Source organism: Segatella copri (genome assembly GCF_026015465.1).
Taxonomy (GTDB): domain Bacteria; phylum Bacteroidota; class Bacteroidia; order Bacteroidales; family Bacteroidaceae; genus Prevotella; species Prevotella copri_E.
The window spans coordinates 305,932-322,500 of sequence record NZ_JAPDUQ010000002.1; the positions used below are offsets into that span (position 1 = coordinate 305,932).

9 protein-coding genes and 2 rRNA genes (1 of these 11 only partly in view) are annotated in these 16,569 nt (G+C 49.0%); 6 read left to right on the forward strand and 5 right to left on the reverse strand.

Features of this window, described 5'->3' with window-relative positions; genetic code table 11:
* Nucleotides 1–131: 131 nt before the first annotated feature.
* The 4 genes from ONT08_RS08155 to thrA form a co-directional block, all read right to left on the reverse strand.
* Complete coding sequence (locus tag ONT08_RS08155; RefSeq protein ID WP_118201495.1) at nt 132–1,088, reverse strand: D-2-hydroxyacid dehydrogenase; 957 nt, start codon at nt 1,086–1,088, stop codon at nt 132–134.
* Nucleotides 1,089–1,216: 128 nt separating this feature from the next.
* A complete protein-coding gene (gene thrC / locus ONT08_RS08160; protein ID WP_264959680.1) occupies nt 1,217–2,518 on the reverse strand; it encodes a threonine synthase in 1,302 nt (433 codons plus the stop codon).
* Between the two features lie 74 nt (nt 2,519–2,592).
* Entirely contained in the window at nt 2,593–3,843 is a 1,251-nt protein-coding gene (locus ONT08_RS08165; protein ID WP_264959681.1) for a cofactor-independent phosphoglycerate mutase, read from the reverse strand.
* 21 nt (nt 3,844–3,864) lie between these two features.
* Nucleotides 3,865–6,306 carry a bifunctional aspartate kinase/homoserine dehydrogenase I gene (gene thrA, locus ONT08_RS08170; RefSeq protein ID WP_254974027.1) on the reverse strand — a complete coding sequence of 814 codons (2,442 nt, stop codon included), beginning with the start codon at nt 6,304–6,306 and terminating at the stop codon, nt 3,865–3,867.
* A 301-nt stretch (nt 6,307–6,607) separates the two neighbouring features.
* Between thrA and yfcE the strand changes: the two genes are divergently transcribed.
* The 4 genes from yfcE (at nt 6,608) to ONT08_RS08190 (ending at nt 11,294) form a co-directional block, all read left to right on the forward strand.
* Nucleotides 6,608–7,153: a phosphodiesterase gene (yfcE, locus tag ONT08_RS08175; RefSeq protein ID WP_119235998.1), complete on the forward strand. Its 546-nt coding sequence runs from the start codon at nt 6,608–6,610 to the stop codon at nt 7,151–7,153.
* A gap of 116 nt (nt 7,154–7,269) precedes the next feature.
* Complete coding sequence (locus ONT08_RS08180) at nt 7,270–8,949, forward strand: NAD(P)/FAD-dependent oxidoreductase (RefSeq protein WP_264959682.1); 1,680 nt, start codon at nt 7,270–7,272, stop codon at nt 8,947–8,949.
* A 13-nt stretch (nt 8,950–8,962) separates the two neighbouring features.
* Nucleotides 8,963–10,522: an ABC transporter substrate-binding protein/permease gene (locus tag ONT08_RS08185; protein ID WP_264959683.1), complete on the forward strand. Its 1,560-nt coding sequence runs from the start codon at nt 8,963–8,965 to the stop codon at nt 10,520–10,522.
* A gap of 31 nt (nt 10,523–10,553) precedes the next feature.
* Nucleotides 10,554–11,294 (forward strand): amino acid ABC transporter ATP-binding protein, encoded by a 741-nt coding sequence (locus tag ONT08_RS08190; protein ID WP_117587835.1) that lies wholly within the window; start codon nt 10,554–10,556, stop codon nt 11,292–11,294.
* A gap of 118 nt (nt 11,295–11,412) precedes the next feature.
* Here the strand turns inward: ONT08_RS08190 and ONT08_RS08195 are convergent, their stop codons facing one another.
* Entirely contained in the window at nt 11,413–13,110 is a 1,698-nt protein-coding gene (locus ONT08_RS08195) for a SulP family inorganic anion transporter (RefSeq protein ID WP_264959684.1), read from the reverse strand.
* 653 nt (nt 13,111–13,763) lie between these two features.
* On the opposite strand from ONT08_RS08195, the gene ONT08_RS08200 reads away from it, so the two are divergent.
* Nucleotides 13,764–15,295, forward strand: a 16S ribosomal RNA gene (locus tag ONT08_RS08200).
* A 386-nt stretch (nt 15,296–15,681) separates the two neighbouring features.
* A 23S ribosomal RNA gene (locus ONT08_RS08205) occupies nt 15,682–16,569 on the forward strand (it continues 2,010 nt past the right edge of the window).
* The 16S and 23S rRNA genes sit together here, the layout of an rRNA operon.

Sequence of the window (16,569 nt, forward strand, 5' to 3'; positions counted from 1 at the left end):
ACGAAATCCCAAGTACCTGATTAGGCAGTTCAGAAGAAAACTATAAGAAAAAGTAAACAGCCAACTTTCAATTGGGATATTGAAGGTTGGCTGTCTTCATTTAAGAAATGCAGATTTTTAAAGTAGCATTCTTACTTATTCACGACATTAATCGGATTGCCCTCGAGGAATGCCTTGACGTTGGCGGCTACCTGCTTGTTCAGGCGCTCGCGAGCCTCGTAGGTGGCCCAGGCAATATGAGGGGTGAGGTAGGCATTAGGCTCGCCGAAGAGCGGATTCTCCTTTGATGGCGGCTCCTGAGCCATTACGTCGGCACAGTAGGCACCCAGACTGCCTTCGTGAAGGGCAGTGGCTACAGCCTCTTCATCTACCAGCGGTCCGCGACCCGTATTTACCAGGATGGCGGTATCCTTCATCTTCTCCAGACTCTCCTTATTGATGAAATGATAGGTGTCATCAGAAAGCGGACAATGGAGCGAGAGAATATCGCTCGTGGCAAGCAAACCCTCCTTGCTCACCTTCTGGATCCACTCAGGCAGATTGCTCGAATTCTTGCTGGTGCAGGCACAGATGTTCATGCCAAACTGGCGGGCGATGTTGGCAACTTTCATGCCGATATTGCCCAGTCCCATGATACCCAGGGTCTTGCCGGCAAGTTCCATCAGTGGGGTATCCCAATAACAGAAATCCTTGTTGTAAGCCCAGCGCTCGTTGCGGTTCTCCTGGGTATAATGCTCTACGCGGTTGGTTACGGCAAGGATGAGGGCAAAGGTCATCTGCGCCACGCTGTCGGTGCTGTAGGCAGGAATATTGGTTACGATGATGCCCTGTTTCCTGGCAGCCTCGATGTCTACCACGTTGAAACCGGTAGCCTGGATACCGATGTATTTCAGTTTAGGAAGCTGCGCCAGCGTCTCTGCATCTATCTGCACCTTGTTCAGAAGGATGATGTCGGCATCCTTGGCACGTTCCACTTTCTCTGCATCTGATGTGCGAGGATAAACTACCACCTCGCCCAGTTTCTCCAGAAGATGATAATCCAAATCTCCCGGGTTTGCGGCATAGCCGTCTAGAATAACAATCTTCATAAATTTTTCCCGTTTTCTGTTGTTATAAAATTCAAGACCAGTTTGTCCTGACAAATCTGAGTCTGAGTTTATTTTAATGGGAAAAGCCTTCCCCCTGAGAAAGAGAAAGGCTTTTCCGTATGTATGGTTTATTCGTTCATCAAGTAGTTCTTGAATGATGCGAAATCCTTGGTCATCTGGATGCTCTTCTTCTCACCCTTCATGAATTCTGCAAGGCGTGCAGGAATCTCAATGTCGCTGTCAAGGATGCTGTCTACCTTCTCTTTGAACTTGGCTGGATGAGCAGTCTCGAGGAACACGCCAACCTCATTTGGCTTCAACTGCTCCTTCAGGGCGCGATAGCCGCAAGCTCCGTGAGGGTCAAGCACATACTTGGTTTCATTGTAGCACTGCTTCATGGTTTCTGCAATCTGCTCGTCCTTGTATGTAGCACCACCGATGTAGGCTGCGATGGCATCATGATCGCCCTTGTAGAGGTCGTAGATGCGGGCAAAGTTTGATGGGTCGCCTACGTCCATGGCATTGGCGATGGTCTGCTTGCTAGGCTGTGGATTGTACTTGCCTGTCTGCAGATACTCGTAGAAGATATCGTTGGCGTTGTTGGCTGCGATGAAGCGGTGGATAGGCAATCCCATCTCATGACCGAAGAGTCCGGCTGTGATGTTGCCGAAGTTGCCGCTAGGTACGCAGATAACCAGCTTGTCGGCGAGACCTTTCTCCTTCATGCGGGCATAGGCATTGAAATAATAGAATGCCTGAGGCAGGAAGCGGGCTACGTTGATAGAGTTGGCTGAGGTGAGCTTCATGTGCTTGTTGAGCTCCTCGTCCATGAACGCAGACTTCACCAGTGCCTGGCAGTCGTCGAATACGCCGTCTACCTCGAGGGCTGTGATGTTCTGGCCGAGGGTAGTGAACTGGCTCTCCTGAATCTTGCTCACCTTGCCCTTAGGATAGAGCACGTAAACATGGATGCCGTCAACGCCGAGGAAACCGTTGGCAACAGCCGAACCGGTATCGCCCGATGTAGCTACGAGCACATTCACCTCTTCCTTGCCCTCCTGACGTACGAAGTACTGCAGGAGACGGGCCATGAAGCGCGCACCCACATCCTTGAAGGCGAGGGTAGGACCATGGAACAGCTCGAGAGAGTAGATGTTTGGCTCTACCTCGACTACAGGGCAGTCGAATGCCAGGGTATCGTATACAATCTTCTTCAATGACTCGGCATCAACGTCCTCGCCAAAGAAGGCATCTGCTACCTTGTAGGCAATCTCCTGGAAACTCAGTTTCTCGATGTTGTCGAAGAAATCCTGTGGCAACTTCTTGATGATTTCTGGCATATAGAGGCCACGGTCTTCTGCCAGACCTTTAACTACCGCCTTGTGAAGGTCGGCGATGGGTGCTTTCTTATTTGTTGAATAATATTTCATTTTTTACTTTTAACTTTGAGATTTGAACATTGAACTTTATGATAGCTTTGGGGACTATCATGAAGCCGTTGATTTTAATTGATCGCCATGAAGGCATTCATGAATTCCTGCAGCTGCAGCATGCCGTAACCGCCACTCACGCAGCTTACCTCGTCATACTTCTCTACGTTATCCGGATCCATGCCAGGGTAATAGATGATGAAAGGCACAGGCTCCTTGACGTGGGTACGGATTTCTACCGGAGTAGGATGGTCAGGGAGAACAGCGATGCATACCGGCTCGTCCCAGGTGCTTACCTCATCGAAGATAGGCTTGATGAGGCGCTGGTCGAGGTTCTCGATGGTCTTCAGCTTCAGTTCCAGATCGCCATCATGACCCGCCTCGTCGCTCGCCTCTACGTGAACATAAACGAAGTCGTCGCCATCCTTCAAAGCCTGGATAGCTGCGGCAGCCTTGCCCTCGTAGTTGGTATTGGCAAGACCGGTAGCGCCCTCAACGATGATGTTGCGCAGACCGGCGTAATGGCCGATGCCTCGGATCAGGTCTACGGCAGAAATCACAGAACCCTTCTTGATCTGTGGATACATCTGAGAGAGGGTGAGCATGTGCGGACGGTAACCACCGCCCCAAGGCCAGATAAGATTGGCCATTCGTTCGCCACGCTCCTTGCGCGCCACATTGAAAGGATGGTTCTCCAGAAGTTCCTGACTCTCGAGTATCAGCTGGTTCAGAAGGTCGGCTGTATCACGACGGCTGATGTGCCCCTCATCGCCTCCAATCTCCGGCAAGATAGGTTTCACCATCAGCTTATGCCATTCCTCGTTGGGATGATCATGAGGTGGGGCACAGTCGATATGCTTGTTTCCGTGCTTCACCACCAGAAGATGGCGATACTGGATGCCGGTAACAAACTTGACATCAGGATATTTCTTGCCGAGGGTATCGTTGAGATACTTGATGAGCACATCCGCATCTTCCGTTTCCAGGTTACCACCGTTGTGGGTGATAATCTTGCCGTCCTGCACATTGATGATGTTGCAGCGCAGGGCAAGGTCGGTAGGCTCCAGTTCATAGCCGATGCTGGCAGCCTCCAGCGGTCCGCGTCCTTCGTAAACCTCGTTCTGGTCATAGCCCATGATAGAGCTGTTGGCTACCTCAGAACCCGGATGGAATCCATCTGGCACGGTAACGAGTCTTCCTGTCTTGCCCTTCTTGGCAAGCATATCCATATAGGGTTTGTTGGCGTATTGCAGGAGAGTCTTTCCACCCAGTCTTTCTACCGGGTGGTCTGCCATTCCGTCGCCAAGAATGATAATATGTTTCATCTCTTCTTTTAATGTTAAGTGTTAAATGTTAGCGATACTCATGATGTTGGCGAATACACCGGCAGCAGTTACGCTGGCTCCGGCACCATAGCCCTGAATCATCATAGGGTATTCCTTATAGCGCTCGGTGGTGAGCAGCACGATGTTGTTGGAACCTTCCAGATTGTAGAACGGATGCTCAGGACCCACAGCCTGCAAACCTACGCTTGTCTTGCCGCCATCCAGGGTAGCAACGAAGCGCCAGCGTTTGTGCTCTACATCGAGCGCCTTGCGCTTAGCCTCGAAATCGGCATCGAGTTCAGGAAGTTTCTTCCAGAAGTTGTCGAGCGAACCCTTGAAGTATTTGTTTGGCACGAAGAGGTTTTTCTCTACATCTTCCTGCTCTACGCGGTAACCTGCCTCGCGGGAGAGAATCACCAGCTTGCGAATCACGTCCATACCGCTCAGGTCGATACGTGGATCTGGCTCGCTGTAGCCCTTTTCCTTAGCCAGTCTCACGGTCTCAGAGAATGGGACGACGCTAGAGATGGCGTTGAAGATAAAGTTGAGTGTACCCGAGAGAACTGCCTCAATCTTAAGGATTTTATCTCCGGAGTTGCGAAGGTCGTTGATGGTTCCGATGATAGGAAGACCGGCACCTACGTTGGTCTCGAAACGAAATACCACGCCACGCTGGATGGCTGTCTTCTTCAGTTTCTCGTAGTTCTCATATTCGCTTGATGCAGCAATCTTGTTGGCTGCGATAATGCTTACGTTGTGCTCCAGCAGACTCTGGTAGAGAGCGGCCACATCCTTGCTGGCTGTACAGTCTACAAACACGCTGTTGAAGATGTTCATCGCCAGGATGGTATCGCGCAGAACCTCTGGAGTGCTTGGGTCTGAAGTCTTCAGTTCCTCGCGATAGTTTTCGAGATCAATACCATCGCGGTTGAAGATGGCGTTCTTGGAAGAAGCGATACCCACCACGTTGAGCTTCAGTTTGCTGCGCTCCATGAGGTCGGCATACTGGTTCTTGATCTGCTCGATGAGCTTTCCGCCCACGGTACCCACACCGCAGATGAAGAGGTTCAGAACCTTGTATTCAGAAAGGAAGAAACTGTCGTGGAGCACGTTGAGTGACTTTCTCAGATAATCGCTCTTCACTACGAACGAGATGTTGGTCTCTGAAGCACCCTGTGCACAGGCGATGACGGAAATACCGCTACGGCCGAGGGTTCCGAAGAGCTTACCGGCGATACCGGCAGCATGCTTCATGTTTTCACCCACGATGGCGATAGTGGCGAGACCTTTCTCGGCGTGCATTGGGAACATGGCACCATCGGCAATCTCGTTGTGGAACTCATTGTTCAATACCTTTACAGCCTCTTCTACATCCTGCTCGCGCACACCGATAGAGGTAGAGTTCTCAGATGATGCCTGTGACACCATGAACACAGAGATGCCCTCGTTGGCAAGAGCGGTGAAGATACGGCGGTTTACACCAATCACGCCGACCATGGAAAGACCGGTTACGGTGATGAGCGCTGTACCGTTGATAGAAGAGATACCCTTGATAGGCTTCTGGTCGCCATCTATCTTGTTCTTGATGATGGTGCCCGGAGCATCTGGGTTGAAGGTGTTCTTAACCTTGATAGGAATATTCTTGACACAAACCGGGTAGATGGTTGGAGGATAGATGACCTTTGCACCAAAGTTGCAAAGCTCCATCGCCTCAACGTAACTCAGTTCGTTGATGGTATAAGCTGATTTGATGACACGTGGGTCGGCGGTCATGAAACCGTCTACATCAGTCCAGATTTCGAGCACTTCTGCATCGAGGGCAGCTGCTATGATGGCTGCTGTGTAGTCGCTACCGCCACGGCCAAGGTTGGTGGTGCGGTCTGTGTTCTTGTCACGACTGATAAAACCCGGAACGAGAGATATGCGTGGAATTTCTGCAAAGGCTTCTTTTACCAGTTTGTTGGTCAGTTCGCTGTCGAGTACATGCTTGCCTTTGCCGTTCTTGCGCTCAGTCTTGATGAAGTTGCGTGAGTCGAACCATTTGGCTCCACGAATCAATGTGGCAACAATCTTTGAACTGAGTCTTTCACCATAACTCACGATGGCATCCTGCGTCTTCTCGCTGAGGTCGTGGATGAGGTACACACCAAAATAGATGCTCTTCAACTGCTCGAAGAGGGCATCAACCGATTTGAATAAGTTTTCTCTGTCTGTGGTGTCGGTGATGATGGTGTCTATCATCTTGTGGTGGCGATCAACCATGGCTTCGAATTCTACTTTCCACTGTTCATCACCCTTGAGGGCAAGTTGAGAGGTTTGCAAGAGTTTGTCCGTGATACCGCCAAGCGCGCTCACGACAACCACTACACTCTGTTTCTTAGCCTCGTTTTCAACGATACGTTTCAAGCTGAGGATGCTTTTTACGGAACCAACCGATGTTCCGCCGAATTTTAATACTTTCATATGTTCTTGAATTTTACGTTGGTAATGTAATGCCTCCCCCGAAACGACCGGGGCCGAAGCAGAACTTGAGGGCAAAAGTACGAATAATATGTCAAACTGCCAAGGATTTTAACAAAAAAGTAGCATATTGTAGATAAAAAAGCTATTTCTGTAGATAATTACAGGCTCTTCCTCTTCCTTATACCTTATTATATATATAAAAAACGTTGAAATGTTTGGGCGTTTCGGATTATTTGCTTAATTTTGCCGATGTAATTCAATGCATAAAAGACATAAGCATAACAAACATAAGAAGGAACGAATGAAATATCTTTTATTCTCAGATATCCACGGCTGTTTGCCAGCCCTGGAAAAGGTCCTCGATTTCTTCGAGGCAGAACATTGTGACATGATGTGCATCATGGGGGATATCATCAACTACGGTCCCCGCAACCGCATTCCGGAAGGAATCGATCCTAAGGGTATCGTAGAAAGACTGAATGCGCTGGCAGGTAAGATTATCGCTGTGCGTGGCAACTGCGATGCGGAAGTAGACCAGATGCTCCTCGATTTCCCTATCATGGAGACCTATGCCTTGCTGGTAGACGGAGGCAAGCGCTATCTTCTGACTCATGGACATGTATACAATAAGGAAAATATGCCGAAGGGTCCTTACGAGGCTATGATCTATGGACACTCCCATCTCTGGGAACTCTCTCATAACGAGAAGGGGCAGGCCATCGTAAATACCGGCAGCATCACCTTCCCGAAGGGTGGCAATCCGCCAACCTTTGCAACATTGGAAGATGGTAAGTTCACCATGTATCAGCTGGATACGCTCGAAGTGCTGGCAACAATGGAAGCATGAAAAAGTGAAAGTGAAAAGTGAATTGTGAATGTAATGCGAAATCCGTAATATGGAATCGGTCACTTGTCACTCGTCACTTTTATAAAACTAATCATAAAGTTCAAAGCTCAAAGTAAATGATTCAAGAATACCAGATAAGAATTCTGCCCGAACAGGCAGCAAGCGAGGAAGGCATCAAGCGTTATCTCGCCAAAGAAAAGGGATTGGATGTAAGAACGCTCAACCAGGTGAGGGTTTTGAAGAGAAGCATCGATGCCCGTCAGCGCACCATCTTCGTCAACCTGAAGGTGCGTGCTTATATCAACGAATTTCCGCAGGACGACCAGTATGTCCATACCGAATATCCGGATGTGAGCAGCAGACCTCGTGTTATCGTTGTGGGTGAGGGACCTGGCGGTCTCTTTGCTTCCCTGCGCCTGATAGAACTGGGTTACCGTCCTATCGTGCTGGAGCGAGGCAAGGATGTGCGCGAACGCAAGAAGGACCTCTCTAACATTACCAAGACTCAGAAGGTAGATGGTGAGAGCAACTACTGTTTCGGTGAAGGTGGAGCCGGTGCTTATAGTGACGGCAAACTCTATACACGAAGCAAGAAAAGGGGAAGTGTAGATAAGATTCTGAACGTATTCTGCCAGCATGGTGCCAATACCAATATCCTGGCAGATGCCCATCCGCATATCGGTACCGACAAGTTGCCACGCGTTATTGAAAACATGCGCAACACCATCATCAAGTGTGGTGGCGAAGTGCATTTCCAGACCAAGATGATTCGTCTGATCCTTGAGAGTGAAGGTAAGCTGACGGCACCTGATGCTGCAGCTGGCGATAGGGTGATAGGCGTAGAAGCCGTGAATCTGGCTACGGGTGCTGAGGAAACTTATCGCGGACCGGTTATCCTGGCAACAGGTCATAGTGCTCGCGATGTATACCGCTATCTCGCTTCGGCAAAGATAGATACCGAGGCAAAAGGCATCGCCGTAGGTGTGCGTCTGGAACATCCTTCCCAACTCATCGACCAGATTCAGTATCACAATAAGAGTGGTAGAGGAAAATATCTGCCTGCTGCCGAATATAGCTTCGTTACTCAGGTAGATGGCAGAGGTGTCTATAGCTTCTGTATGTGTCCGGGCGGTTTTGTGATTCCGGCTGCTACAGGACCGGAACAGCTCGTGGTGAACGGTATGAGTCCGAGCAACCGCGGTACTGCCTGGAGCAACTCGGGCATGGTGGTGGAAACTCATCCCGAGGATGTGGCGCAGTTTGTGAAGGAACATCAGTCTGTCATCGAACAGCAGGAAATGAAGGCGCAGGAGAATGCTTCACTCTTCACTCCTCACTCTTCACTCCAAATGATGTACTTCCAGGAAATCGTGGAAAAGCAATGCTGGCAGCAGGGCAACATGAAGCAGACTGCTCCGGCACAGCGCATGGCTGACTTCGTGAACAATCGATTGAGTTATGATCTGCCAAAGAGTAGCTATGCACCAGGCTTGATTTCGAGTCCGTTGCATTTCTGGATGCCGTCTTTCGTGAGCAAGCGACTGCAGGAAGGCTTCAAAACCTTCGGCAAGAATGCCCATGGTTTCCTGACCAACGAGGCTACGCTGATAGCGATGGAGACGAGAACCTCATCGCCTGTCCGCATCGTCCGTGACCGCGAAACCTTGCAGCATGTCCGCATCCAGGGACTCTTCCCATGTGGCGAAGGTGCTGGTTATGCTGGCGGAATCGTATCGGCTGGTGTAGACGGAGAAAGATGTGCAGAGATGTGTGCTGAGTATTTGAAACAACAATAAACGGATGCCTGGAATGATGAAATACAGAAAAACGGGAAAGTTTAAGCTGGGCTTCTTGACTTTACTCCTGAGTGTGCTCTTCGTGGCGTGTGGCTCGGGAGCGTCAGATGCTGACAGGCAAATCAAGAGCAAGACTGACTTGAAGGGGGCTGTGATTGGTGTGCAGCTCGGTACTACTAGCGACGGACTAGCTACGGAGCTGGAAAAGGAAGGTGGCGGTACCAAGGTAGAACGGTACAACAAGGGAGCCGATGCCATCCAGGCACTCCTGCAGGGTAAGATAGACTGCATGGTGACCGATGAGGCGCCAGCCAAGGCATTCCAACGGGTGAACCCATCGCTCCGTATCCTGCCCGAAACCTTCGATGCGTCTTCTTTCGCCATCTGCGTTGCTAAGGATCATGCTGAGTTGCAGCAGTCCATCAATCGTGCCATCCGTATCCTGAAAGAGAATGGCGTCATCGATTCCATCGTCAACCGCCATCTGGAACGGGGCATAGCCGTGGCTTATACGCCAAAGACTTCTGACGTGAAGAAGGTGGGACCGGAAGCGCTGCAGAAACTCGGCTTGAAGAAGAGTCTCCGCTTTGCTACCAACGCTACCTTCGAGCCTTTCGAATATTACCAGAATGGCAAGATTGTGGGCATCGACGTGGATGTGGCAAATGCCATCGGCGATGTACTGGGCGTGGATGTAGAGATTCTCGATATGGAGTTTGATGCCATCATCACCTCTGTACAGGCTGGTAAGGCGGATGCGGGTATTGCCGGCATTACGGTTACTCCTGAACGGGAGAAGAATATCGGATTTACGGATTCCTATGCCGATGTGCGACAGGTAATCATGGTGAATTCCGGCGATGTGAAAGCAACTGCTAATCAGCCGGGAGTGATAGATAAGTTTAAATCCTGCTTCATAGATGACAACCGCTACCAGTATCTGTTGCAGGGTTTGGGCAATACGCTCATCATCACCTTCTTCGCCATCATCCTTTCCGTGATACTCGGAACGCTGATAGCTATTGTCAGAGCACGTCATGAACGTAAGGGCGACTGGAAGATTCCGAACATGATCTGCCAACTGTACCTTACCATCATGCGAGGCACGCCAACCATGGTGCAGTTGCTCATTATCTATTATGTGGTGTTTGCATCAGCAGATGTCAATAAGATACTGGTGGCTGTCATCGCCTTCGGCTTGAACTCGGCAGCTTATATTGCCGAGGTAATCCGCTCGGGCATTATGTCGGTGGATAATGGTCAGATGGAGGCGGGTAGAAGTCTTGGTCTTTCGTATGGCAAGACGATGCGTCTCATCATCCTTCCGCAAGCCTTCAAGAATGTGCTTCCGGCTATGGGTAACGAGCTTATCACTCTGCTCAAGGAAACCTCTATCAGCGGTTATATCGGACTGGTAGATTTGACCAAGGGTTCCGACATCATCCGAAGCATTACTTACGAAGCGATGATGCCGTTGGGCGTAGTAGCCTGCCTCTATCTCGTTCTTGTTCTCGGACTGAACGCAGGAGTGAGAAGGCTGGAGAAGAGACTGAGAAAGAGCGAAAGGAAATGAGGAATCCTGAAAGGGCAAAAGCTTTAAAACAATGGATAAAATGAACGAAATAATCAAGATAGAAGGACTTCGTAAACGCTTCGGCGACAACGAGGTGCTGAAAGGCATTACAACCTCGGTGAGGAAAGGTGAGGTGGTTGCCATCATCGGTCCGTCGGGTTGTGGCAAGAGTACCTTCCTGCGTTCCATCAACCTTCTGGAAGAACCTACCGAGGGTAAAATCTTTATCGATGATATGGATATCACATCAAGCGATGTTGATATCAACCGAATGCGCCAGAGGGTGGGTATGGTATTCCAGCAGTTCAATCTCTTCCCTAATATGACCATACGCCGCAACATCATGCTGGCTCCGGTAGAATTGGGTAAGATGACAAAGGAAGAGGCTGATGAGAAGGCAACGGAACTCCTGACCCGTATCGGATTGCTGGATAAGGCCGACAGTTATCCCGACAGTCTGTCGGGCGGACAGAAACAGCGCGTAGCTATCGCCCGTGCCTTAGCGATGAATCCTGAGGTAATCCTCTTTGATGAGCCGACTTCGGCTCTCGATCCGGAAATGGTGGGAGAGGTGCTGCAGCTGATGAAAGATGTTGCTGCCGAGGGAATGACGATGGTGGTGGTGACCCACGAGATGGGATTTGCAAGAGAAGTGGCCAACCGTGTACTCTTCTTCAGTGACGGCTATATCACGGAAGACGGAACTCCTGAGCAAATATTCAACCATCCGAAATCGCCAAGATTGCAGGAGTTTCTGGGAAAGGTTCTGTAATAGTTGATAGTTAACAGTTTATAGTTAACAGTTACTTGATGACAATAAAAAAAAGATGCATTATTGGTATATCCAGCAATGCATCTTTTTTATTTGATGGTCTACAGTCTGTAAACTATTAACTATTAACTGTTTTCTTTTCAATAATCTCTTCAGCACGTTTCAGAGCCTTGCTGATATGATCGGTGATATTCTCTTTGCCAAGGATATTGTAGAAACCAGCCTTTTCCAACTGAGCGTTTACCTTCTCGCAAACACCGGAGAGTACAACCTGAATGTCCTCCTTCTGACTCATCTCGCAGAGGTTGGTGAGGTTATGGATACCGGTTGAATCAACAAATGGAACCTTGCGCATACGGATGACGCGTACCAGTGGACGGTCACCGAAAGCTGCCATCACTTCCTCAAACTTGTTACCAGCTCCGAAGAAGAAAGGACCATTGATTTCGTATACCTCTACGCCCTTCGGAATCGTATAGTGCTCCAGGTTGGTAGAGAGGAAGTCAAACTCCTTGTTCAAGTCAATCTCATCATCGGTAATAGCTGTCACGTCGGTGGTTTCGCTCATTCGCTTCATGAAGAGCAGACAGGCGATAATCAGACCCACCTCAATGGCTACAGTCAAATCGAAGATGATGGTGAGGAAGAAGGTAATCAGAAGTACGGTTACATCGCTCTTCGGATTCTTCATCAATGCCAGGAAACTTCTCCATCCGCTCATTCCGTAAGATACAACTACCAATACACCGGCAAGACATGCCATAGGAATGTACTGGGCAAGAGGCATCAGAAAGAGGAAGATGAGCAGCAGAACTATGGCGTGGATGATGCCTGCAATAGGAGTCTTACCGCCATTATTGATATTGGTCATTGTGCGGGCAATGGCACCTGTTGCAGGAATACCGCCAAAGAGGGGAGAGGCGATATTGGCCAAACCCTGAGCTACCAACTCGGTGTTACTGTCGTGATGATCGCTGATTACACCATCGGCAACAGTTGCTGAAAGCAAACTCTCAATGGCTCCCAGGATGGCGATGGTAATAGCTGGTGATACAAGACTCTTGATGGTCTCCCAATTCATGGCTGGTACCTGAGCTGCAGGCAGTTCGTTGCTGATAGAAAAGCGGTCACCAATGGTCTCAATACTTTCAACGCCGGCAAACTGCTTGAGCAGTAAGGCTACAACGGTCATCAGGATGATGGCAATAAGAGAGCCCGGAATCTTCTTGCTGAACTTAGGGGTGATGGCGATAACCACTACGCTTACTACTCCGATAAGGGCACACCAAGGATCTATGGTGTCAAAGCTTTGGAAGTAGACGCCCCATTTCTCCAGAAAATCAGAAGGATTTGAAGTCAACGTCAATCCAAAGAGATCCTTGATCTGGGTCGTGAAGATGGTTACGGCGATACCACTGGTAAATCCCACAACGATAGGGTAAGGGATGTACTTGATGATGGTTCCAAGACGGAGAAGTCCGAAGAGAATCAGGAACAGACCAGCCATCAGTGTCGCTATCGTCAAACCTTCCATGCCATATTTCTGGATAATGCCATAGATGATAACGATGAATGCTCCCGTAGGACCACCAATCTGCACTTTGCTTCCACCGAAGATGGAGATGATGAGACCTGCTACAATGGCGGTGATGATACCCTTTTCAGGGGTCACGCCAGAAGCGATACCGAATGCGATGGCCAGAGGCAGGGCTACGATACCAACGATGATACCTGCCATGAGGTCAGACATGAATGTTTTCTTGTTGTATGTCTTTAAACAGGAAAACAAACTCGACTTAATTGCTAATGCCTTCATTTGAAAGTTTTAAAATATATGTAATTAATCTTGTTATCCGTTAAAACGTGTGCAAAGGTACTATATTTTTTTTAATTGGCAAAATGTTTTTCTGAGTTTCTCCCTTTTCTTCGATAATATTCTTCTTCGTATAGTAATATTCTTCTTTGATAGATATATTCTCCGGATAATACTTTTCTAGTTGAATCCTGATTTCTTTTCGGTCTTGGAATATGAGTACAATATTATTAATGCGCTTGCGGTTGTGCGCCCGCACATGCAGGCAGGCGTGTGCATGTATAAAATAAAGTGTAGTGGTAAGAAAAGCTCTAGTAAGTCTTTATAAGTGTTAAAAACATACTAAAATCTAAACTTTTTTGCGAAAAGATTTGGCTGTTTCGAAAATAGTTAGTACTTTTGCACTCGCTTTTGAGAAATCAAGCATTACTCAAAGCGATAAAGAAAGAGTTCTTTGAAAGATTTTACATAAACAGACAAGTAGTACAAGAAGCGGTTAACTTCTTAGAAATAAGAAAGTTGACTGGGTAAAAGAAACGAACCGTCAAGCAATTGACAAGTCAGGTTTACTAAGCTTCAATAAACAAAAAGGATATTCGTCCTAAGTACAGACAACAAACAACCCAAGCCGCAAGGCTAGGTAAAAATGATATTTTACAATGGAGAGTTTGATCCTGGCTCAGGATGAACGCTAGCTACAGGCTTAACACATGCAAGTCGAGGGGAAACGACATCGAAAGCTTGCTTTTGATGGGCGTCGACCGGCGCACGGGTGAGTAACGCGTATCCAACCTGCCCACCACTTGGGGATAACCTTGCGAAAGTAAGACTAATACCCAATGACGTCTCTAGAAGGCATCTGAAAGGGATTAAAGATTTATCGGTGATGGATGGGGATGCGTCTGATTAGCTTGTTGGCGGGGTAACGGCCCACCAAGGCTACGATCAGTAGGGGTTCTGAGAGGAAGGTCCCCCACATTGGAACTGAGACACGGTCCAAACTCCTACGGGAGGCAGCAGTGAGGAATATTGGTCAATGGACGAGAGTCTGAACCAGCCAGGTAGCGTGCAGGATGACGGCCCTATGGGTTGTAAACTGCTTTTATAAGGGAATAAAGTGAGTCTCGTGAGACTTTTTGCATGTACCTTATGAATAAGGACCGGCTAATTCCGTGCCAGCAGCCGCGGTAATACGGAAGGTCCGGGCGTTATCCGGATTTATTGGGTTTAAAGGGAGCGTAGGCCGGAGATTAAGCGTGTTGTGAAATGTAGACGCTCAACGTCTGCACTGCAGCGCGAACTGGTTTCCTTGAGTACGCACAAAGTGGGCGGAATTCGTGGTGTAGCGGTGAAATGCTTAGATATCACGAAGAACTCCGATTGCGAAGGCAGCTCACTGGAGCGCAACTGACGCTGAAGCTCGAAAGTGCGGGTATCGAACAGGATTAGATACCCTGGTAGTCCGCACGGTAAACGATGGATGCCCGCTGTTGGTCTGAATAGGTCAGCGGCCAAGCGAAAGCATTAAGCATCCCACCTGGGGAGTACGCCGGCAACGGTGAAACTCAAAGGAATTGACGGGGGCCCGCACAAGCGGAGGAACATGTGGTTTAATTCGATGATACGCGAGGAACCTTACCCGGGCTTGAATTGCAGAGGAAGGATTTGGAGACAATGACGCCCTTCGGGGCCTCTGTGAAGGTGCTGCATGGTTGTCGTCAGCTCGTGCCGTGAGGTGTCGGCTTAAGTGCCATAACGAGCGCAACCCCTCTCCTTAGTTGCCATCAGGTTAAGCTGGGCACTCTGGGGATACTGCCACCGTAAGGTGTGAGGAAGGTGGGGATGACGTCAAATCAGCACGGCCCTTACGTCCGGGGCTACACACGTGTTACAATGGCAGGTACAGAGAGACGGTCCCTTGCAAAACGGATCAAATCCTTAAAGCCTGTCTCAGTTCGGACTGGGGTCTGCAACCCGACCCCACGAAGCTGGATTCGCTAGTAATCGCGCATCAGCCATGGCGCGGTGAATACGTTCCCGGGCCTTGTACACACCGCCCGTCAAGCCATGAAAGCCGGGGGCGCCTAAAGTCCGTGACCGTAAGGAGCGGCCTAGGGCGAAACTGGTAATTGGGGCTAAGTCGTAACAAGGTAGCCGTACCGGAAGGTGCGGCTGGAACACCTCCTTTCTGGAGAGACGAATTTCCTATAGAAGATTTAGGAACAGGACTTAAAAGTTCGCTTCTCTTCTTGTACGCACCATCTGTTTAATTAAATAGGAGACTGGGATTCCTTATACATTATATATATATAGGGATGGCTCAAGCAAAATGGTTCAACTCCACAATCTCCACTCTAAGGTTGAGTAAGACAAGTGAATTCTTCACTCTTCGTTCTTCACTCTTCACTTAAAAAGATCTTTGACATATTGACACAAGCAAAACTGTAAGTAATGAACTTTAGTTCAGACTAAAGTAAATCAAATCGCAAGATGAGATTTCACTTTGTTAGAATACAGCTGAAAGTATGAGCTACTTATTCGTTATCAGTTAAACTGATAGCAAATACAGTCGTAAAGAAAGTAAGAAAGGGCGTATGGCGGATGCCTAGGCTCACGGAGGCGATGAAGGACGTGATAAGCTGCGATAAGCTTCGGGTAGGTGCAAATAACCCTTGATCCGAAGATTTCCGAATGGGACAACCTAGCCGTCTGAAGGACGGTTACTCTTACCAGTGTAAGAGAGCTAACGCAGGGAACTGAAACATCTTAGTACCTGCAGGAAGAGAAAATAAATGAATGATTCCCCCAGTAGTGGCGAGCGAACGGGGAACAGCCCAAACCAGTGGCGTCGCAAGGCGTGGCTGGGGTTGTAGGACCGCGACATTGTACTGAAATGGTGAGTGGAAGTATCTGGAAAGTTACATCACAGAAGGTGATAATCCTGTACACGAAGCCAGATCAGGCATAGCGGTATCCTGAGTAACGCGGGACACGAGGAATCCTGCGCGAATCTGCCGGGACCATCCGGTAAGGCTAAATACTCCCGTGAGACCGATAGCGAACGAGTACTGTGAAGGAAAGGTGAAAAGAACCCCGAGCAGGGGAGTGAAATAGTTCCTGAAACCATACGCCTACAAGCGGTCGGAGCACAGCAATGTGTGACGGCGTGCCTTTTGCATAATGATCCTACGAGTTACCGTCACTGGCGAGGTTGAGTGTCATGAGACACGTAGCCGCAGTGAAAGCGAGCCTGAAGAGGGCGCACAGTCAGTGGGGGTAGACGCGAAACCAAGTGATCTACACTTGGCCAGGATGAAGTCCCGGTAACACGGGATGGAGGTCCGCACCAATAAGCGTTGAAAAGCTTCTGGATGAGCCGAGTGTAGGAGTGAAAGGCCAATCAAACTTGGAGATAGCTCGTACTCCCCGAAAGGCATTTAGGTGCCGCGTCGGATGGTCACC

Excerpts from the sequence above, each read along its gene's own strand:
- ONT08_RS08185 (WP_264959683.1), top strand. The coding sequence starts at position 8,963 with ATGATGAAATACAGAAAAACGGGAAAGTTTAAGCTGGGCTTCTTGACT.
- ONT08_RS08180 (WP_264959682.1), top strand. The coding sequence starts at position 7,270 with ATGATTCAAGAATACCAGATAAGAATTCTGCCCGAACAGGCAGCAAGC.
- yfcE (WP_119235998.1), top strand. The coding sequence starts at position 6,608 with ATGAAATATCTTTTATTCTCAGATATCCACGGCTGTTTGCCAGCCCTG.
- ONT08_RS08155 (WP_118201495.1), bottom strand. The coding sequence starts at position 1,088 with ATGAAGATTGTTATTCTAGACGGCTATGCCGCAAACCCGGGAGATTTG.
- ONT08_RS08190 (WP_117587835.1), top strand. The coding sequence starts at position 10,554 with ATGGATAAAATGAACGAAATAATCAAGATAGAAGGACTTCGTAAACGC.
- ONT08_RS08195 (WP_264959684.1), bottom strand. The coding sequence starts at position 13,110 with ATGAAGGCATTAGCAATTAAGTCGAGTTTGTTTTCCTGTTTAAAGACA.
- thrA (WP_254974027.1), bottom strand. The coding sequence starts at position 6,306 with ATGAAAGTATTAAAATTCGGCGGAACATCGGTTGGTTCCGTAAAAAGC.
- ONT08_RS08165 (WP_264959681.1), bottom strand. The coding sequence starts at position 3,843 with ATGAAACATATTATCATTCTTGGCGACGGAATGGCAGACCACCCGGTA.
- thrC (WP_264959680.1), bottom strand. The coding sequence starts at position 2,518 with ATGAAATATTATTCAACAAATAAGAAAGCACCCATCGCCGACCTTCAC.